Source organism: Streptomyces sp. NPDC017520, from assembly GCF_044329855.1.
Classification (GTDB): domain Bacteria; phylum Actinomycetota; class Actinomycetes; order Streptomycetales; family Streptomycetaceae; genus Streptomyces.
Map to the genome: position 1 here is coordinate 50,294 of NZ_JBIRKB010000021.1, position 18,634 is coordinate 68,927.

The following is an 18,634-nucleotide window of genomic DNA, read 5'->3' on the forward strand; positions in this document are numbered from 1 at the left end:
CCCGGGGTTTTCCGACGCCTGGTACCGCCCCGGCCCGTGCTGATCGATGATGTTGTCCTGGGCCGCCGCCCCGGAAGGAGCAACGGCCCGTGGGACGAGGGGGTTGTGATGCGGGAACTGCCACCGGACCCGACGACGACGGACGCACGGGAGACTTCCCGTGCGGGAGCCCAGCGGGAGACTCCCCGTACGGAAGAGGCGCGGGAGACTTCCCGTGCGGGAGCCCAGCGGGAGACTCCCCGTACGGGAGAGGCGCGGGAGGCGCCGCGTACGGAAGAGGCGCGGGAGGCGTCCCGTACGGGAGAGGACGCCCAGGTGATCGTGGTGGGGGCGGGGCCGGCCGGCTCCTCGGCCGCGTACCACCTGGCGCGGGCCGGAGTGGACGTGATCCTCCTGGAGAAGGCCCGCTTCCCCCGGGAGAAGGTGTGCGGCGACGGCCTCACCCCGCGCGCGGTGCACCAGCTCATCCGGATGGGCGTCGACATCACCGCACCGGGCTGGACCCGTTCGCGCGGTATGCGCTGGGTGGCCGGTGAGCACCGCGTGCACATCGACTGGCCCGCGCTGGGCCGCTATCCGGACTTCGGGCTCTCCCGCAGCCGGCACGACTTCGACGACATCCTGGCCCGGCATGCCGTGGCGGCAGGGGCCCGGCTGTACAGCGGCTGGAAGGCGGAGCGCCCGCTGACGGACCGGGCGGGCCGGGTCACGGGGGTCGTCGCGTCCACGGACTCCCCGGACGTACCCGAGCCGGTCGACTTCCGCGCGCCGGTCGTCATCGCCGCCGACGGGGCCTCCGCCCGCCTCGCCCTGGCGCTGGGTCTTGAGCGGGACCCCCGGCGGCAGATCGCGACGGCCGCCCGGCGCTACTACCGCAGCCCCGAACGCTCCCAGGAGGAGTACCTGGAGCTGTGGGCCGACCTCCGCTTCCCGGACGGGGGCCCGTACCTTCCCGGCTACGGCTGGATCTTCCCGATGGGCGACGGCCGGGTCAACGTCGGGCTCGGGGCGCTCCCCCACCGGCGGCACGGCAAGGCGGACCTGCGCGCCACCCTGGACCAGTGGCTGGCCCGGACCCCGGAGGAGTGGGGGCTGCACGAGGGGAACGCGGAGGGCCCGGTCCGCAGCGCCGCCCTGCCGCTCGGCTTCAACCGCCATCCGCTGTACGCGCGCGGGCTGCTGCTGGTGGGCGACTCCGGCGGGATGGTCAGCCCCTGGAACGGCGAGGGCATCGCCCAGGCGATGGAGGCGGGCGAGGTCGCAGCCGAGACCGCGGCCCTCGCCCTGGCCCACCCCCGGGGGCCCCGCCGCGAACAGGTGCTGCGCGGCTACCCGGTGGAGATGAACCGCCGCTGGGGCCGCTACTACCGCCTCGGCAACGCCGCCGCCGACCTGATCTTCAGCCGTTCGGGCTTCCAGCCGGTGCTCAACCGGTACGTCATGGGATCGCCGTTCCTCCTCGACACGCTGGCCCGGCTGCTCACCGACCTGACGGACAAGCCCTCGCGCGATGTGATCGACCACGTCCTCAACACGGCGTTCCGGCTCGTCCCCGCCCCGAGGCCGGGGCCGGCGGGGCGGGTGGCCCGGAAGCGCTGACGGGACGGTGGGCGAAGGACGGGCGACGCGGACGGGAGACGCGGACCCGCGACGGGGCCGGACGTCCGGGCCGGCTCAGGTGGCGATCCCGCCGACAGTGGCTGCCTCCTGGAGCACGTCGACCAGCATGGGCATGGTCAGCCGGCCCGTGAAGGTGTTGCGCTGGCTGGGGTGGTAGCTGCCCAGCAGGTGCAACGCCTGTCGACGCCCGGTGGCGGGCAGCACGACCCGGGCGCCATGACCGAAGACGGGGCGCGGACGCGGAACCTCCCACCCCGCCTCCGCGAGGACCGGAAGCAGCGCCTGCCAGCCGAAGCCTCCGAGGACGACCACCGCGGTCAGCCCCGGACTCAGCAGGTCCAGCTCCGCCGCGAGCCAGGGACGACAGGTGTCGCGTTCCCCGGGGGTCGGCCGGTTCTCCGGAGGCGCGCAGTGCACGGGCGAGGTCAGTCGCACGCCCCGCAGACGGAGCCCGTCCTCGGCGTGGACCGACGACGGCTGCGAGGCGAGGCCCACCGTGTGCAGCGCGGAGAAGAGGAAGTCGCCGGTCGCGTCACCGGTGAACATCCGCCCGGTCCTGTTGCCGCCGTGGGCCGCGGGCGCGAGCCCCACCACCGCCACCCTGGCATCGGCCGGGCCGAAGCCCGGCACCGGTCGTGCCCAGTAGTCCTGGTCCCGGAAAGCGGCGCGCTTGACCTCGCCGACCTCCTCGCGCCAGGCCACGAGCCGCGGACAGGCCCGGCAGTGGGGAACGAGGGCGTCGAGTTCGGCGAGCCCGGTGCACGAGGGCGCGTGCCGCGCCGGGAATCCCCGGTCGTCGGCCGCCGCCACCGGGTCCGCCGCCTCGTCCATGCCTCCACGCTACTTCCCGGCCTGCCGCGGTGCCGTCGGGGGATGCAGCAGCCGGGCGAGCAGGTCGTCCAGGCTCACCAGTCCGGTGAGCCCGCCCTCCCCGTCGCGTACGACGGCGATCGTGGCCCTCCGCTCGCGCAACTGCTCCACCGCGTGTGCCGCGGTCGCGTCCGGGGCCAGTTCCGGGACGGGGCGGGCCAGGTCGCGGGCGAGGACGTCCCGGCCTCCGGCGCGGGCCACGAGGGCGTCCCGGGCGTGCACCGATCCGAGGATCTCCTCCCCGTCGCGTACCAGCAGGCGGGTGCGGTCGGCCTCGGCGGCGGTGGCCAGGATCCGGTCGAGTCCGGCGTCCGCCGGGACCGTCGCGATCCGCTCCACGGGGGTCCGGAGCACGGAGACCGGGGTCCCCGGCTCGGTCAGGGACCTGGTCATCAGTCCGGAGTCGCCCTTGCTGATCAGCCCGAGGCGCTCGGACTCCTCGATCAGGTGGGTGAGCTGGTCGCGGTTGTGCACCGAGGCGAGTTCGTCGCGCGGGGTGACCCGGCACAGCCGCACGAGGGCGTTGCTGATCGCGTTCAGCAGCCGGATCAGCGGGCGCACGGCGCCCACGACGGCGCGGAAGGCGGGGCTCAGCAGCATCGCGGAGCGCTCCGGGTGGGCGATGGCCCAGGATTTCGGGGCCATTTCGCCGACCACCATATGGAGGAAGACGACGACGATCATCGCCAGCGCGAAGGCGATGCCGTAGCTGAGGGCCGCGGGCAGTCCGAGCCGCTCCAGCAGAGGGTCCAGCTCGTGGGAGATCGCGGGCTTGGAAACGGAGCCCAGGCCCAGGGTGCAGATGGTGATGCCGAGCTGGGCTCCGGCGAGCATCAGCGACAACTCGCGCATCCCGTCGAGCGCGGCTCTGGCCCCGCGCTGCCCCCGGGCGGCGGCCTGTTCCATACGGTGTCGCTTGGAGGCGACCAGGGCGAATTCGGCGGCGACGAAGAATCCGCTGCCGATGAGGAGGAGGACCGTCACGAAGAGCGCCATGGGGAAGCTCATGCCTGCGGCTCCTGTCCAGTGGGTCCGGTAGGCCCTGTGGGTCCGGTAGGCCCTGTGGGTCCGACACGTTCGGTGGATTCGGTGGGTTCGGTGGGTTCGACGCGGACGTACTCGGCGACGTGCCGGTCCAGGGTGCGCACCTCGATCCGGACCGCGCCGGCGGTGAGCCGGTCGCCCACGGTGGGAAAGCGTCCGAGCCGGTCGATGATCAGCCCGGCCAGAGTGTCGTAGTCCTCGCTCTCCTGGGGCAGTGCGACGCCGGTGGCCTCCTCGATCTCGTCGAGGCGGCGGCCCGCGTCCACGATCCAGCCGGAGCCGTCGGCGACCGCGAGCTCGACGACGGTGTCGGACTCGTCGGCGATGTCCCCGACGAGTTCCTCGGCGATGTCCTCGTACGTGACGATCCCGGCCAGACCGCCGTGCTCGTCGAGGACGACGGCGAACTCGTCGTCGCGCTCGCGCATCTGCGCGACCGCCGCCGGGAGCCTGAGGAGCTCCGGCAGCAGGAGGGGACGGCGGGCCAGGGAGCCGACGGTGGTGCGCCCGACGTCGGCCGCGGGCAGCCGCATCAGCTCCCGCACGCCGAGGACTCCGGCGGGATCGTCCGGGTGGTCGCCGAGCACCGGGTAGTTGGAGTGCCCGTGCCGGGCGATCAGCTCGACCGCCTCGGCCGCGAGGGCGTCCCGGCGGACGAACGCCACGTCGGCGCGCGGGATCATCACCTCGCCCAGGTTCCGCTCGGAGAACTCCAGCGCGTGGTCCATGAGTTCGGCCGTGGCGGCCGGGAGTTCGCCCTGTTCGCGGGATTCACCGACGAGGTGACCCAGCTCCTCCAGGGTCGCGCCGTGGTGGAGCTCCTCGACCGGTTCGATGCCGATGCGGCGCAGCAGCCGGTTGGCGACGCCGTCGAAGACGTGGACCACGGGGCCGACGATCCGCAGGTAGATCAGGGTGGAGGAGGCGAGGGACTTCGCCATGCTCTCGGGCACGGCCAGGGCGAGGTTCTTGGGGGCGAGTTCGCCGAGGACCATCTGGATGACGGTCGCCACCACGAACGACAGCGCCACGGAGATGCCCGACACGAGCCCGTCGGAGAGGCCGGTGCCGCTCAGGGCGGGCCGCAGGAGGGCGGAGACGGACGGCTCCGCGAGGAAGCCGACGACGAGTCCCGTGACGGTGATGCCGAGCTGTGCGCCGGACAGCATGAAGGAGAGCCGCTCCAGCACCTTCACGGCACGGGCGGCCCTCTTGTCCCCGGCGGCTGCCTCCCGGCCGAGGGTCAGCCGGTCCGCGGAGACGTACGCGAACTCCTGGGCCACGAAGTAGCCGGTCCCGGCGGTGAGGACGAACACGGCCAGCAGGCCGAGCAGGGCGGAGGTCATCGGTCACCCCTCCCGCGCGGAAGGCGGCGGGCGGCTCTGCCCGGGGCCGCGGGTCGGTGACTGTGGGGGTCGGGCCCCGAGGGGCCCGGACTGGCGGACAACGCGTGGCTCCTGTCCGGCTGGGTTCTCCAGCCATGGGTTCGAGTGGGACGCACTCCGGCGGGAGGTGAGCACCCGGGCATGATTCTGCATGCCGGGCGGGTGAGGAACCGCCGTCGACGGGGCCCGCGTTCCGCGACTGATGAACTCTACAACCCTGTAGCGACAGGTGTCGGGGCGCTCTTTCGCGGCTCCGGACCGGGTGCCCGCCCCGCCCGAGGGGCCCCGGGCTACAGCGGTGTCGCCGCCTCCAGGACGAGGAACAGTGCGACGGCCGCGTTCAGCGCGGACAGCGCGGAGACGGTCGTCCCGGCCGCGGCGACGAGCGCGGCGATGCCGGCCGGGGTGAGGGCGGGGGGCCAGCCCCGGTCCGGCGGTACCGGGCCCAGGAGCGCCGCCACCCGTCGCGGCACGGGCCCCGCCGCGGCGAAGGCGGCGAAGGCCGTGCCGCCGGGCACCGGGCGGGAGACGAGCGCCGCCTTGCCGACCGCGCGTGCGGTCAGCCGGCGGTCGCCGGTGACCCGGGCCGCCTCCTCGTCCGCCCAGCGCTCCGTGCTGTAGACCAGGGCGCCGAGCAGCGGCCACAGCAGCGGATTGACGCAGCCGGCCAGCCGGGTCGCGAGCAGCAACCGGTGGTGGCGTCCCGCCAGATGGGCGCGCTCATGGGCGAACAACGCCCGGCGCTCGGCCGGTTCGAGGGAGGCGAGCAGCGCCGTGGAGACCATCACCCGCCCCGGGGAGCCGGGGAGCGCGTAGGCGTACGGGACGTCGTCGGGCAGCACGGCGACGTCGCCGCCCGGCAGGCCCGCGAGCGTCCGACGGGCCCGCGCCCGGAAGCGGTAGTGGCGGCGGACGGTGAATCCGCAGGCCGCCGTCACGACGACGAGCGCGAGGATGGACGCCTTGCCCGCGAACGCGTCGTGCGGCACGGCGTCACGGACCTCGGCGTCGGACCAGCCGTCGGGCAGCGGGTTGCCGGGCAGCTGGGCCGTGCCCACCACCACCAGCAGTCCGAGACAGACCAGGCTGCAGGAGGCGAGGATCACGGCGGCGGTGGTCAGCAGCCGGGCGGCCCTGCGGGGGTGCAGGTGCTGTTCGGCCAGGCGCGCGATCGGCAACGCGGTCAGGGGCAGCACGAGGGGCAGGTAGACGAAGACGCCCATCGTCAGCGCTCCGGCCGGTCCGAGGGCGTTCCGGTGTCGTCGGGACCGCTCTCGGCGAGCAGGGCCCGCAGCAGCTCCTCGTCGTGCGAGGAGAGGACGGAGACGAAGCTGGAGAGCACCGCGTCCCGGTCGCTCTGCTTGTCGAGGAGCCGGCGCATGCGCAGGGCGGCGAGCCCCGCCTCGTTCGCCACGGGCTCCCACAGGACGGGGCGGCCCCGTCCGGTGCGCGTGACCGCCTGCTTGGCGTGCAGACGCGTCAGGATCGTGATGACGGTGCTGTACGACAGGCCCGCGCCGAGCCGTTCCAGCACCCAGGCGGCGGTCACCGGCTCGCTCGCCCCGCCCAGCACCGACAGCACCTGGGCCTCCAGCTCGCCCTGGCCACGCCTGCGGGCGGGTGATTCCCGCTCGCCACCGGCTCCTTCGGCGTCCACGGCCCGACCCCTCTTTCCGTCCGTCCGCCCGGCTTCTCCGTTCGGTCGCCCGGCCGTGGCGTTCCGCCTGCCGGGCGTCGGGAAATCGTATCCAGCCGGCGGAGGTACCGGCGACCGGCCGGGGCGGGCCGAACACCGCCTGGCCCCGGAAATCTACAGTGCTGTAGATTTTCTCGTAGTCGCAGAGTGTCCGCGCCCTCACCCGTGGCGTGGCCGCCAGCGCGTGAACACCTGTCACCGCACAAGGGAGAACATCATGGGCGTGAGCCTCGCCAAGGGCGGAAACGTCTCGCTGAGCAAGGAGGCCCCGGGGCTGACCGCGGTCCTCGTCGGTCTCGGCTGGGACGTCCGCACGACCACCGGCACCGACTACGACCTGGACGCGAGCGCGCTGCTCTGCGACGAGGCGGGCAGGGTGCTCTCCAACGAGCACTTCGTCTTCTACAACAACCTCAAGAGCCCCGACGGGTCGGTCGAGCACACCGGCGACAACCTCACCGGTGAGGGCGAGGGCGACGACGAGATCGTCAAGGTCGACCTCGCCTCGGTGCCCGCGACCGTCGCGAAGATCGTGTTCCCGGTCTCGATCCACGACGCGGAGAGCCGGGGGCAGAGCTTCGGCCAGGTGCGCAACGCGTACATCCGGGTGGTGAACCAGGCGGGCGGCGCGGAGATCGCCCGCTACGACCTGAGCGAGGACGCCTCCACCGAGACCGCGATGGTCTTCGGCGAGCTGTACCGGCACGGCGCCGAGTGGAAGTTCCGCGCGGTCGGGCAGGGTTACGCCTCCGGCCTCGGCGGCATCGTCGCCGATTTCGGCGTCAGCCTCTGAGCCGTCGGGATCCCTGAGGCGCACGCCCTACCGTAGTCACCCCAGTCACCCAGTCACCGAAGGCGGAACGATGACGATCAACCTCACCAAGGGCCAGCAGGTCAGCCTCACCAAGTCCGGCGGCGGCGAGCTCGGTGTCGTACGGATGGGACTGGGCTGGAAGTCCGCTCCCCGTAAGGGCTTTCTGGCGCGGCTGACCGCTCGCGAGATCGACCTGGACGCCTCGGCGGTGCTCTTCGCGGGCCAGGCCCCGCAGGACGTGGTCTTCTTCCAGCACCTGACCAGTGACGACGGTTCGGTCCAGCACACCGGGGACAACCGGGTCGGCGGGGCGGGCCAGGGCGGGGACGACGAGTCCATCGTCGTCGACCTGCGGCGCGTGCCGGTCCATGTGGACCAGATCGTCTTCACGGTGAACTCCTTCACCGGTCAGACCTTCGAGGAGGTCGAGGCGGCGTTCTGCCGCCTGGTCGACGAGAGCAACGGCCAGGAGCTGGCCCGGTACACCCTGACCGGCGGCGGGCGGCACACCGCCCAGATCATGGCCAAGGTCCAGCGGTCCGGCTCGGGCTGGCAGATGACCGCGATCGGCGCGCCGGCGGACGGGCGGACCTTCCAGGACCTCATGCCCGCGGTCGCGCAGCACCTCTAGATCCTTCCGGAACACCCTTCCAGCACGCTTCGAACGCCTCACCGGACAGCCGCGGAGGTGCGCACGCGGCACGTGCGCGCCCCCGCGGTGCGGTGGCGCAACACCCACCACACAGGTGTCGGCACACCTGTGTCGACCGAGGGACAGCATGGGCAGACCTACCCGGCTCGGGGACGAGGACAGCTCCGACTACGGACGCGCACTCGACGAGGTGATCGCCTCCCCGGAGATCCAACGGCTGCTCGAACGCTCGGGAGTCCCCGGCGGCCGGCTGCGCGTCCGGGGCCTGGCGGCCGTGGCACGCACGACGCCCGCGGCTGACGCCGAGTACCGGCGGTACGCGGCCCTGCGGCGGCGCGCCCGGGGCGGACGGCAGAACGCCGGAAGCCCGCCACTCTCCGGACCGGGCGATCAGGAGCGGCCGGGGGCCGGGGTGCTGGCCGTCCTCGGGGTGCTGACGCCGGTGCTCGCCGCCGTGGCAGCGGCGACCTTCCTGCTGCTGGGCTACGGTCTGCGACTCGCCGGCGCCCTGTCTTCCCTGGCGGGCACCCTCGTCGGCGTCGGCTGGTTCAGTCTGGTGGTCGCGGCGGTCACGGCCCTGGTCAGCGCCGTCGCCCTGTACCGCACGGCGGCGAGGCAGTCGGCGGACGGCACGGCGGCCGTGCCCGACCGGTTCCCCGACGTCGAGGACGCCCGTGAGGCCTGGCTCGCGGCGCTGCGCGACCGGGGGATCAGGCCGTTCCTCCTCCAGGAGCTGGCCGGTGCGGCGACGCCCACGCCGGGTGCGGGCGGTGGCCACGGCTCCCGTTTCAGCTCACCGGCGTACGCGGGGCCCGACTTCTCCGGACCGGGGTTCGAGGGATCCGGCGGGACCGCACCCCGGCCGCCCGGACCAGGGCGGCCATGACCCGGGTGTCCTCGCCCATCTCCGGGTGCCACTGCACCCCGAGCACCAGGCTCCCGTGCCCGGGGAGTTCCAGGGCCTCCACGGTCCCGTCGGGGGCGTGGGCAGTGGCCACCAGGCCGCCGCCGAGCCGGTCGACCGCCTGGTGGTGGTAGGCGGGCACCACGGTGGTCTCCGGGACGGCGTCCGCGTACACGGTGCCGGGCACGGGGGTCACCGGGTGGCTGCCGAAGACGCCGGGGCCGCCGGTGTGGTCGTCCAGGTGCTGGTGCAGGGTGCCGCCGAGGGCCACGTTCAGCAGCTGCATGCCCCGGCAGATGCCGAGCAGCGGAACCTCCCCTTCGATGGCCGCCCGGATCAACGCCAGCTCCCAGGCGTCGCGTTCGCGGGCCGGGGGACCGGTACGGGGATCGGCGACCGCCCCGTAGCGCGCCGGTTCGACGTCCGCTCCCCCGGCGATCACCAGCCCGTCGAGGGCGGCGACGGTGTCCCGGGCCGCGTCCCGCGCGTCGTCGGGCGGCAGCAGCACGGCGAGCCCGCCCGCCGCCCGGACGAGGCGGGGATAACCGGCGGGCAGCAGCACCGCGGGCATCTCCCACACACCCCAGCGGGCCGGGTCCTGATAGGTGCTGATGCCGATGACGGGCCGGGACATGGAACGTACTCCTCGTTGGATCGGGGCAAGGGGCGGAAGGGGTGCGGGGCTCAGTCGCGGGCGAGTTCGGCCTCGGCCGCCGCCAGTGCGGCGAACTCCTCCTCCGGGGCCCCCGCGACCAGCCGGTGACGGCTGTAGAAGGCGAAGTAGGCCAGCGCCACCGCGTACACGCCCAGCGCGATGAACGCCGCGTCGCGGTCCACCAGGAAGGTCGCCACCAGGGCCGAACATGCCAGAACGAAGGCCACGGACGAGGTGAGCGCGCCGCCGGGGGTGCGGTAGGGGCGCGGCAGCTCCGGTTCGCGGCGGCGCAGCACCAGGTGGGAGAGGGCCATGAGGGCGTAGCTGATCGTGGCGCCGAAGACGGCGACGTTCAGCATCCGGCCGCCGTCGCCGCTCCAGGCGGCGAGCGTGAACCCGATGATTCCGGGGATCAGCAGGCCGAGGTAGGGGGACTTGCGGCGGTTGGTCAGCGAGAGGAAGCGCGGCAGGTAGCCGGCCCGGGAGAGGGCGAACAGCTGGCGGGATCCGGCGAAGATCAGGGAGAAGAAGGAGGCCACCAGTCCGGCGAGGCCCGCGTAGTTCACGAAGCGGCTCAGGGCGGTCGGCTCACCGGTTCCTTGCAGGGCCACCACGAGCGGGTTCCCGGCCTCCTTGATGGCGTCGGCCCCCTGGGCGCCGGTGGCGGAGATGAAGGTGATGACGGCCAGGAGGACCAGCACGGCGAGGGAGATGGCCAGGGCCTTGGGCATCGAGCGGACCGGGTCCTTGGCCTCCTCGGCGGCGAGCGGCACGCCCTCCACGCCGAGGAAGAACCACATGCCGAAGGGGAAGGCCGCCCAGATCCCGAGGAGTCCGAACGGCAGCCAGGAGGAGGAGCCGAAGGCGGAGGGGTCCGCCGGGATGTCGTTGAGGCGGCCCGCGTCGAACTCGGTGAACGCGCCGATGGCGAAGATCAGCAGCGCGGCCACCGCGATGGCGGTCACCACCAGGCTGAAGCGGAGCGCCTCGCCGACTCCCCAGAGGTGGATGCCGATGAAGATCGCGAAGCAGGCGAGGTAGACGGGCCAGCCGGAGGTGAGGCCGAACAGGCCGAGCGATTCGACGTAGTCGCCGATGAACAGCGCGATCGCGGTGGGCGCGAGGATGTACTCGATGAGGATGGCCGTGCCGGTGAGGAAGCCGCCCCAGGTGCCGAGCGCCCGGCGGGCGAAGCCGTAGCCGCCGCCCGCCGTGGGCAGGATGGCGGAGAGTTCGGCCAGCGCGAAGACCAGACACGCGTACATGACGCCCATCAGGACCATGGCGACGGCGAGTCCGCCGAAGCCGCCCTTGGAGAGGCCGATGTTCCAGCCGGAGAAATCGCCGGAGACGACGTAGGCGACGCCGAGCCCGGTCAGCAGGAGCCAGCCGGCACTGCCCCGGCGCAGGGTCCTGCGGTGCAGATACGCGTCCGTGCCGGACACCTCCGGGCTCGCGTCACCGGGTGGTCCGGCGGGTGATTCGGTTCCCTGAGCCATGAGCGCTCCAGATGTGTGCGTCTACGTCATCGTTGGAACTGCTTCGATCAAAGGTTTGTCGGCACACCTTTGTGGAACGGGGGAGCGAATAGCAAGGGGCGTGCGTTAAAGAGTGGTTACGGATTCGACGCCCGCGCCGCCATGCGGGGACCCGCCTCAGCTCCGGTCCGGGCCCGGGCTCAGGCTCAGGCCAGGAAGCCGCGCAGCAGGGCCGCCGTCCCCCCGCAGTGCTCGCGCATCATCTCGCGGGCCGCGTCCGCGTCCCGGTCGAGCACCGCCTCGACGACGGACGCGTGCTGCTGCTGGGAGTGCTCCAGGTTGCGCACCAGCAGCGGGATGCAGTCGAGCAGTTCGTTGAGGGTGGCCCGGACCGCGGCGTACTGCGCGGCGAGCGTGCGGGAGCCGGAGAGTTCGACGAGCGTGAGGTGGAGCAGGGTGTCCTGGCGACGGTAGTCCGCAAGCCTGGCGCCCCGCGTCGCGTCGAGCGCGGCCCGCAGCCTCGCCGCGCCGTCCGCCGGGAGCCCTTCCGCGCACAGGCCAGCCGCTCCGGCCTCCAGCACCTCGCGGAAGCGCAGGGTGTCCTCCACGTCGACGGCGGCGATGCGGCGGCGCAGTTCGCCGCTGCCGCCGGGGGCCGCGGTGCGCGGCAGGACGAACGTTCCTCCGTAGCGGCCCCGGCGGCTCTCGACCATGCTCTGATCCTGGAGCACCTTGAGGACCTCGCGCAGCGTGACCCGGCTGATCCTCAGATGCTGGGCCAACTCGCGTTCGGAGGGGAGCCGTTCGCCGGGCGGGACCAGCCCGAGGCGCAGGAGCTGGAGGAGCTGTTCCAGCGCCTCCTCGAAGCCGTTGCCCGCGCGGACGGGCCGCAGCACGGAGTCCAGCCTGTCGGTCGCGGCGTCGCCCCCGTCCCCGGCGGCGTCGACCGCCGTCGCCATCTCTGCCGCTGCCATCTCTGCCGCTGCCGCCCCCTCTACCGCCGGACGGGTGTCATCCGCTCTGCTCCTCGCGGCCACTGGTCGATCCCCTTCCCAAGCAATGGTTCCCTGTCATACCTTAAGCCTCCCGGTTCACCCAAGGAGGCATCCCGTGGCAGACCGCACACCCCCGCTCGGCGTCGACGAGCTCCGCTCACGGGTCGCGGACGGGTCGATGGACACCGTGGTGCTGGCCTTCCCGGACATGCAGGGCCGGCTCCAGGGGAAGCGGTTCGCGGCCGGGTTCTTCCTCGACGAGGTGCTGGAGCACGGCACCGAGGGCTGCAACTACCTCCTGGCCGTGGACACCGAGATGCGGACCGTCGACGGCTACGCGATGTCCTCGTGGGAGAACGGCTACGGCGACTTCGGCATGGTCCCGGATCCCGCCACCCTGCGCCCCGTCCCCTGGCACGAGGGGACCGCCCTGCTGATCGCGGATCTCGCCTGGCACGACGGCAGCCCGGTGGTGGCGGCCCCACGCCAGATCCTGCGCCGCCAGCTCGACCGGCTGGCGGAGCTCGGATACACGGCGCAGGTCGGCACGGAGCTGGAGTTCATCGTCTTCCGGGACAGTTACGAGGAGGCCTGGGACCGCGACTACCGCGGACTGACCCCGGCCAACCAGTACAACATCGACTACTCGATCCTCGGCACCGGCCGCATCGAGCCGCTGCTGCGCCGGATCCGCAACGAGATGCAGGGGGCCGGGCTGACCGTCGAATCCGCCAAGGGCGAGTGCAATCCCGGCCAGCACGAGATCGTCTTCCGCTACGACGAGGCGCTCACCACCTGCGACCAGCACGCCGTCTACAAGACGGGCGCCAAGGAGATCGCGGCCCAGGAGGGCGTCTCGCTGACGTTCATGGCCAAGTACGACGAGCGCGAGGGCAACTCCTGCCACATCCACCTCTCGCTGACCGACGCGGACGGCGCGAACATGATGGCGGGCGAGGGCGAGGACGGCATGTCCGAGCTGATGCGGCACTTCCTGGCCGGCCAGCTCGCCGCCCTGCGGGACTTCTCCCTCCTCTACGCGCCCAACATCAACTCCTACAAACGCTTCCAGCCCGGCTCCTTCGCCCCCACCTCCGTCGCCTGGGGCGTCGACAACCGCACCTGCGCCCTGCGGGTCGTCGGCCACGGGCGCTCGATGCGCTTCGAGAACCGGCTGCCCGGCGGCGACGTCAACCCGCACCTGGCCGTCGCCGGAATGGTCGCCGCCGGACTGTACGGGGTCGAGCACGGGCTGGAGCTGCCCGAGGCCTGTACGGGCAACGCCTACACCGGGGACTACGACCGGGTGCCGACGACCCTGCGCGAGGCCGCCGAGCTGTGGGAGGCCAGCCCCATCGCCAAGGAGGCGTTCGGCGAGGAGGTCGTCGCCCACTACCTGAACATGGCCCGCGTCGAACTGACCGCGTACGACTCCGCGGTGACCGACTGGGAACTGCGCCGCTCCTTCGAACGCCTCTGACCACCACATCCCGATCGGGGTCCGTACGTGTCACATCCCACCCTGGACGTCCTCGACCCGGCGACCGCCGAGGTCATCGCCACCGTCCCGGCGGCTTCCGCCGCCGATGTGGACGCCGCCGTCACCCGTGCCGCCGCCGCCCAGCGACGCTGGTCGGCCGCCGCGCCCGCCGACCGGGCGCGGCTGCTGCGCCGCTTCGCCGTCGTCGTCGACGAACACATCGAGGAACTGGCCCGCCTGGAGGTCCGCGAGGCCGGACACACCATCGGCAACGCCCGGTGGGAGGCCGGCAACGTACGGGATCTCCTCGACTACGGCGCGGGCGGTGCCGAACGGCTCCTGGGCCGGCAGATCCCGGTGGCGGGCGGCATCGACTTCACGGTCCTGGAGCCGCTGGGCGTCGTCGGGGTCATCGCCCCGTGGAACTTCCCGATGCCGATCGCCGCCTGGGGTCTCGCCCCGGCCCTCGCGGCGGGCAACGCCGTCCTTCTCAAGCCCGCCGAGACGACACCGCTGACCGCTCTCCGGCTGGCCGAACTCGCCCTGGAGGCCGGGCTTCCCGAGGGTCTCTTCCAGGTGCTGCCCGGCGAGGGGCCGGTGGCCGGGAGCGCCCTGGTCGAGCACCCGGGCGTCGCGAAGATCGTGTTCACCGGCTCCACCCGGACCGGCAAGCACATCATGACCCGCTGCGCGGAGCGCGTGAAACGGCTCACCCTGGAGCTGGGCGGCAAGAGTCCCAACGTCGTCTTCGCCGACGCCGATGTGGAGGCCGCCGCGGCGGCCGCGCCGATGTCCTTCCTGGACAACGCCGGTCAGGACTGCTGCGCCCGCACCCGGATCCTGGTCGAGCGGTCCGTGTACGACCGCTTCCTCGCTGCTCTCGTCCCGGCCGTGTCCGCCGTCGTGGTGGGCGACCCGGCCGACGAGAAGACGCAGATGGGTCCGCTGATCTCGGCGCTCCAGCTCGACCGGGTACGGGGCTTCGTCGACGGCGACCGTGGTGCCGACGGCGTACGGGCCATCCTCGGAACGGCCCCGGAGGGCCCCGGGTTCTGGTACCCGCCGACCGTCCTCACCGGGGTCTCGCCCGAGGCGCCGGTGGCGGTCGACGAGGTCTTCGGGCCCGTCGCCGTGGTCCTGCCGTTCGAGGACGAACAGGACGCGCTGCGCCTCGCCAACGCCACCGACTACGGCCTCGCCGGCTCGGTCTGGACCCGGGACGTCGGCCGCGCGCTGCGGGTGAGCCAGGGGCTGCGGGCGGGCAATCTCTCCGTCAACTCGCACGCCGGCGTGCGCTATGCGACACCCTTCGGCGGCTACAAGCAGTCGGGCCTGGGCCGCGAGCTCGGCCCGGACGCGCTGGCGGCCTTCACCGAAACCAAGAACGTCTTCATCAGCACGGAGGCCTGAGCACCATGACCGACACTTCTTCCGTCTGCCGCCGCCTGGTCGGCCGCACCGCCGTCGTCACCGGGGCCGGCAGCGGCATCGGCCTGGCCACCGTCCGGCGGCTGGCCGCCGAGGGCGCGCACGTCGTCTGCGCCGATGTCGACGAGGAGAGCGGCAAGGCGGCCGCCGAGGAGGCGGGCGGGCTCTTCGTCCGTACCGACGTCACCGACGCCGACCAGGTGGACGCCCTCTTCAAGGCCGCGTTCGACACCTACGGCTCGGTCGACATCGCGTTCAACAACGCGGGGATCTCCCCGCCGGACGACGACTCCATCCTGGACACCGGCCTGGAGGCCTGGCGGCGGGTGCAGGAGGTCAACCTGACCTCCGTGTACCTGTGCTGCAAGGCGGCGATCCCCTACATGCGCGAGCAGGGCAAGGGCTCCATCATCAACACGGCGTCCTTCGTGGCCCGGATGGGCGCGGCCACCTCGCAGATCTCGTACACCGCGTCCAAGGGCGGGGTCCTGGCGATGTCGCGCGAGCTGGGGGTGCAGTTCGCGCGCGACGGGATCCGGGTCAACGCCCTGTGCCCCGGCCCGGTCAACACCCCGCTGCTCCAGGAGCTGTTCGCCAAGGACCCGGAGCGGGCCGCCCGGCGTCTGGTGCACATCCCGGTCGGCCGGTTCGCCGAGCCGACCGAGATCGCCGCCGCCGTCGCGTTCCTCGCGAGCGACGACTCCTCGTTCGTGAACGCCACGGACTTCCTGGTCGACGGCGGGATCGCCGGGGCGTACGTCACCCCGGTCTGATCCCGGCAGTCCCGACGGGGTCGGCTGCGGCCGGACGTTCGCGGACGTCCGGCCGCCCGTTCGCCGTTCAGCCCGCGGTGGCTGCCGGATCGCCCCGGAGACGCCGGGCGCGGAGCACCAGGAGCATCTCGAAGCGCTGATCGGGTTCGTCGATGGCGTCACCCCACAGCTCGCGGATCTGCCGCAGCCGGTAGCGGGCCGTCTGGGGGTGGATGCCGAGGCGGGCGGCCACCTCCGGGGCGCCGCCGGGGGTCTCGATCCAGGCGAGCAGAGTCTCGGCCAGGCGCCGGGCCTGGGTCGGACCGAGGCCCTCCAGCGGGGCGAGGCAGCGTCGGGCCGACGCGTCGATCAGCTCCTCGGCGGGGAGCAGCAGCAGTTCCTCCGTGCGCTCGGTGCAGTACAGCACCTCGCCCTGCGGCAGCAGCCCCTTATTGATCAGCTGGACGGCGGTCTCCGCCCACCGCAGCGAGGTCGCCGCGGCCGCCAGGGGGACCGCCGGGCCGACCGCCCCGGACCAGCCGGCCGTGGCGCGCCGCAGGGTCTCCGCACGGCCCGCCGTGTCCGGGTCCGGGATGACGATGCGCGGCTGCTCGCTCTCCATCTCCAGCAGAATGCCCTGCCCGACCGCCGGGGCCACGGCCTCGCGGGCCGGGCGCATGAGCACACCCACGGCGATCGTCTCCGGGAGCTCCCAGCCGATGCGGGCGGCCCGCTCGGACAGGGCCACCGACACATCGCCCCGGTGCTCCACCAGGAGGAGCTCGATCAGCTGGCGCTGGAGGCGGAGCCGTTCGCTGGCGCGCCGGGCCGCCGCCTCGGCGTAGCCCCGTACCGACTGTTCCACGAGCCCGTCCAGATACTCGAACCCCGATTCGGCCAGCTCGTACATGGCGGGCGCGGGGATGTCGGCCTGCTGGCCGATCTCGGCGAGCCTGCGCCAGGTGAGCCGGACGCCGAGGCGGTAAATGGCCTGGAGCGCGTCGAGGCTGCGGCCCTCCAGTCCCTCGCCGCGTCCGAACTCCTGGAACATCTCCGGCGGCACCCGGGGGTGGGCGCCGGCGGTGAGGTTGTGGACGAAGCCTTCGATGGCACGGCGGATTCCGACGAGGGCCAGCGGCTCCCCGGACTCGTCCTCGACCAGTTGCAGATAGGGATATTCCTGGCGAATCTGGTACAGGATCATCTGAGCGAGTTCGGGGGCCTCGGACCGGGCGATCGCCTCGAAACGGTCGAGCTTCGACCGGGGGACGTCCTGCCAGGCCGGGCGGGTCACGGAACCGCCGGGGCGGTGTCATAGCTGATCAGGGGCGTATTGGGCTGGTCGGGAGTGGCGTCGAGCAGTGCCACGACACCGACCGCCGCACCCACGGCGAGTGTGGCGGCCACCGACACGGTGACAGCGGCGGCGATGAGTCTGCGCATGGTTGGGTCAGCTCCTTGCTGGAGGCGATCCCCACCCCGTCAGCCGGGCCCCTCCGGCTGGGACACAGTGTCGACAGCACATTGACATTCCGTCAAGGGCTTGCTTACTGTTCACGCCAATCAAGGGCTGACCGGCCCGGGCCCGTGCACCTCCGCGAAGAGATTCGACCCAGGAGTGCCCGGATGCGCCACAACGCTTCACCCCTGTCGCTTGTCCTGCTGGGGGCAGGGGTTTTCCTGCTCGTCCTCGCGCCGCTGCTCGTCTGGTACGTCCAGCCGCACGCCAAGCGCACCCCCATCGACATCGACACCACCACCGTCTTCACCGGGACGGGCAGCTATTTCGACACGTCCGAGGTGGAGACGGTCGAGGGCAGAACGATCACGATCACGCGGCAGGTGCGCGGGGACGTGGCCGACAGCGAGAAGAGCGGCAACGCCGTGTGGGACGTCTCCACCTCGGTCGACCACCGGGACACCCTGCCCGCATCGGACCCCCGTGACGCCCTCCAGTGGACGCTGGAGCGCTGGGTGACCGACCGGGTCACGAACGAGCCGGTCCACTGCTGCGAGGAATCCCCGACCTTCGACGGGGAGGCCTATCTGAAGTTCCCCTTCGACGTCGAGAAGCGTTCCTACCGCTGGTGGGACAGCACGCTCGGCGGGGTCGTGCGGCTCTCCTACGCCGGTGAGCAGGAGGTTCAGGGCTACTCCGGCCTGCTCTTCAAGGGCGAGGTCGAGCCCACCAGGACCGGGGTGCGCCAGGTGCCCGGACTGCTCGTGGGGAAGAAGAAGATCCCCCAGGTGCTGGCCGAGGAGTGGTATTCCAACAGCGGCATCGAGCTGGTGGTCGACCGGCGGACCGGCAGGATCATGAACGCGGCGATCGGCCCGAGGAAGACGCTGCGCGCCCCGGGCTCCGAGAAGGACGCCGTCGTGCTCCTGGAGAGCAGGCGGGTGGAGTTCACCGAGGAGACCCAGCTCAAGCAGGTCGAGCTGGCGTCGGCGGACAGCGACCGGCTGGCGATGCTCGGCACGACCGCGCCGGCCGGGGCCGCTGGGCTGGGCGGTGTGCTCGCGCTGGCGGGCGTCGTGCTCGTCGTCCGGGGCCGCCGAACGGAGCCGGAAGCGCCGAACACTCACATGATGACGATTCCGCACATCTGAGTTACCGGCAAGTTGTTGCACTGGTGAGTAGCCGGGCGCGTACCCGTGCCGAAAACTGTCTATCCCCACCAGAGCACGGCCCCCCGGTCTCGTTCCTGTCCGCCCTTCCCCTCTTCACTTCCTCACCACCCTCACCACCCTCACCGTCTTTCTCTCTCATCACTTTTCTCGATCCCTCGCCCCGCAGCCGGGTTGCCCGGCCCCCGGCGCGCCCCCGTCCCGGCCCCCCGGTACGTCTCCCGCTCCAAGCG

18 protein-coding genes are annotated in these 18,634 nt (G+C 72.5%); 8 read left to right on the forward strand and 10 right to left on the reverse strand.

Annotation, left to right across the window (positions count from 1 at the left end; translation table 11 throughout):
• Positions 1-315 precede the first annotated feature (315 nt).
• Complete coding sequence (locus tag ACH4KB_RS33335; RefSeq protein ID WP_398070186.1) at positions 316-1,599, forward strand: geranylgeranyl reductase family protein; 1,284 nt, start codon at positions 316-318, stop codon at positions 1,597-1,599.
• A 75-nt stretch (positions 1,600-1,674) separates the two neighbouring features.
• Here ACH4KB_RS33335 and ACH4KB_RS33340 read toward each other — a convergent pair whose 3' ends face one another.
• The 5 genes from ACH4KB_RS33340 to ACH4KB_RS33360 all read right to left on the reverse strand — a co-directional run bounded on the left by ACH4KB_RS33340 (position 1,675) and on the right by ACH4KB_RS33360 (position 6,576).
• Positions 1,675-2,451: a uracil-DNA glycosylase gene (locus ACH4KB_RS33340; RefSeq protein ID WP_398070058.1), complete on the reverse strand. Its 777-nt coding sequence runs from the start codon at positions 2,449-2,451 to the stop codon at positions 1,675-1,677.
• 9 nt (positions 2,452-2,460) lie between these two features.
• Positions 2,461-3,498 (reverse strand): hemolysin family protein, encoded by a 1,038-nt coding sequence (locus ACH4KB_RS33345; RefSeq protein WP_398070060.1) that lies wholly within the window; start codon positions 3,496-3,498, stop codon positions 2,461-2,463.
• Positions 3,495-4,880 (reverse strand): hemolysin family protein, encoded by a 1,386-nt coding sequence (locus ACH4KB_RS33350; RefSeq protein WP_398070062.1) that lies wholly within the window; start codon positions 4,878-4,880, stop codon positions 3,495-3,497. Before ACH4KB_RS33350 ends, ACH4KB_RS33345 begins: the two co-directional genes overlap by 4 nt.
• Positions 4,881-5,209: 329 nt before the next feature.
• On the reverse strand, positions 5,210-6,142 hold the full coding sequence (locus ACH4KB_RS33355) for a M56 family metallopeptidase (RefSeq protein ID WP_398070064.1): 933 nt from the start codon (positions 6,140-6,142) through the stop codon (positions 5,210-5,212).
• A gap of 2 nt (positions 6,143-6,144) precedes the next feature.
• Positions 6,145-6,576 carry a BlaI/MecI/CopY family transcriptional regulator gene (locus ACH4KB_RS33360; RefSeq protein ID WP_397923693.1) on the reverse strand — a complete coding sequence of 144 codons (432 nt, stop codon included), beginning with the start codon at positions 6,574-6,576 and terminating at the stop codon, positions 6,145-6,147.
• A 256-nt stretch (positions 6,577-6,832) separates the two neighbouring features.
• Here ACH4KB_RS33360 and ACH4KB_RS33365 point away from each other — a divergent pair, with 256 nt between their 5' ends.
• The 3 genes from ACH4KB_RS33365 to ACH4KB_RS33375 all read left to right on the forward strand — a co-directional run bounded on the left by ACH4KB_RS33365 (position 6,833) and on the right by ACH4KB_RS33375 (position 8,967).
• Positions 6,833-7,408, forward strand: a complete 576-nt coding sequence (locus ACH4KB_RS33365) for a TerD family protein (RefSeq protein WP_398070066.1) — start codon at positions 6,833-6,835, stop codon at positions 7,406-7,408.
• A gap of 70 nt (positions 7,409-7,478) precedes the next feature.
• Entirely contained in the window at positions 7,479-8,060 is a 582-nt protein-coding gene (locus ACH4KB_RS33370) for a TerD family protein (RefSeq protein ID WP_007451990.1), read from the forward strand.
• Between the two features lie 148 nt (positions 8,061-8,208).
• A complete protein-coding gene (locus ACH4KB_RS33375; protein ID WP_398070069.1) occupies positions 8,209-8,967 on the forward strand; it encodes a hypothetical protein in 759 nt (252 codons plus the stop codon).
• Here the strand turns inward: ACH4KB_RS33375 and ACH4KB_RS33380 are convergent.
• From ACH4KB_RS33380 to ACH4KB_RS33390, 3 genes are all read right to left on the reverse strand, one after another.
• Entirely contained in the window at positions 8,870-9,619 is a 750-nt protein-coding gene (locus ACH4KB_RS33380) for a gamma-glutamyl-gamma-aminobutyrate hydrolase family protein (protein ID WP_398070071.1), read from the reverse strand. The genes ACH4KB_RS33375 and ACH4KB_RS33380 overlap by 98 nt on opposite strands.
• Before the next feature lie 50 nt (positions 9,620-9,669).
• Complete coding sequence (gene eat / locus ACH4KB_RS33385) at positions 9,670-11,139, reverse strand: ethanolamine permease (RefSeq protein WP_398070073.1); 1,470 nt, start codon at positions 11,137-11,139, stop codon at positions 9,670-9,672.
• Positions 11,140-11,324: 185 nt separating this feature from the next.
• Complete coding sequence (locus ACH4KB_RS33390; RefSeq protein WP_398070188.1) at positions 11,325-12,077, reverse strand: FadR/GntR family transcriptional regulator; 753 nt, start codon at positions 12,075-12,077, stop codon at positions 11,325-11,327.
• Between the two features lie 151 nt (positions 12,078-12,228).
• On the opposite strand from ACH4KB_RS33390, the gene ACH4KB_RS33395 reads away from it, so the two are divergent.
• Genes ACH4KB_RS33395 through ACH4KB_RS33405 form a run of 3 tightly spaced genes read left to right on the forward strand, consistent with a single transcriptional unit; the run spans position 12,229 to position 15,794 of the window.
• Entirely contained in the window at positions 12,229-13,593 is a 1,365-nt protein-coding gene (locus ACH4KB_RS33395) for a glutamine synthetase family protein (protein ID WP_398070075.1), read from the forward strand.
• Positions 13,594-13,620: 27 nt separating this feature from the next.
• Positions 13,621-15,003, forward strand: coding sequence for an aldehyde dehydrogenase family protein (locus tag ACH4KB_RS33400; protein WP_398070077.1), 1,383 nt, complete (start codon positions 13,621-13,623; stop codon positions 15,001-15,003).
• Positions 15,004-15,008: 5 nt separating this feature from the next.
• Positions 15,009-15,794: a 3-oxoacyl-ACP reductase gene (locus ACH4KB_RS33405; protein WP_018958030.1), complete on the forward strand. Its 786-nt coding sequence runs from the start codon at positions 15,009-15,011 to the stop codon at positions 15,792-15,794.
• A 67-nt stretch (positions 15,795-15,861) separates the two neighbouring features.
• On the opposite strand, the gene ACH4KB_RS33410 is transcribed toward ACH4KB_RS33405, so the two are convergent.
• Positions 15,862-17,067 carry a helix-turn-helix domain-containing protein gene (locus ACH4KB_RS33410; protein WP_398070079.1) on the reverse strand — a complete coding sequence of 402 codons (1,206 nt, stop codon included), beginning with the start codon at positions 17,065-17,067 and terminating at the stop codon, positions 15,862-15,864.
• On the reverse strand, positions 17,064-17,216 hold the full coding sequence (locus ACH4KB_RS33415; RefSeq protein ID WP_398070081.1) for a hypothetical protein: 153 nt from the start codon (positions 17,214-17,216) through the stop codon (positions 17,064-17,066). The genes ACH4KB_RS33410 and ACH4KB_RS33415 overlap by 4 nt, the downstream gene beginning before the upstream one ends.
• Before the next feature lie 183 nt (positions 17,217-17,399).
• Between ACH4KB_RS33415 and ACH4KB_RS33420 the strand changes: the two genes are divergently transcribed.
• Positions 17,400-18,383 carry a DUF3068 domain-containing protein gene (locus ACH4KB_RS33420; protein ID WP_398070083.1) on the forward strand — a complete coding sequence of 328 codons (984 nt, stop codon included), beginning with the start codon at positions 17,400-17,402 and terminating at the stop codon, positions 18,381-18,383.
• Positions 18,384-18,634: the final 251 nt, after the last annotated feature.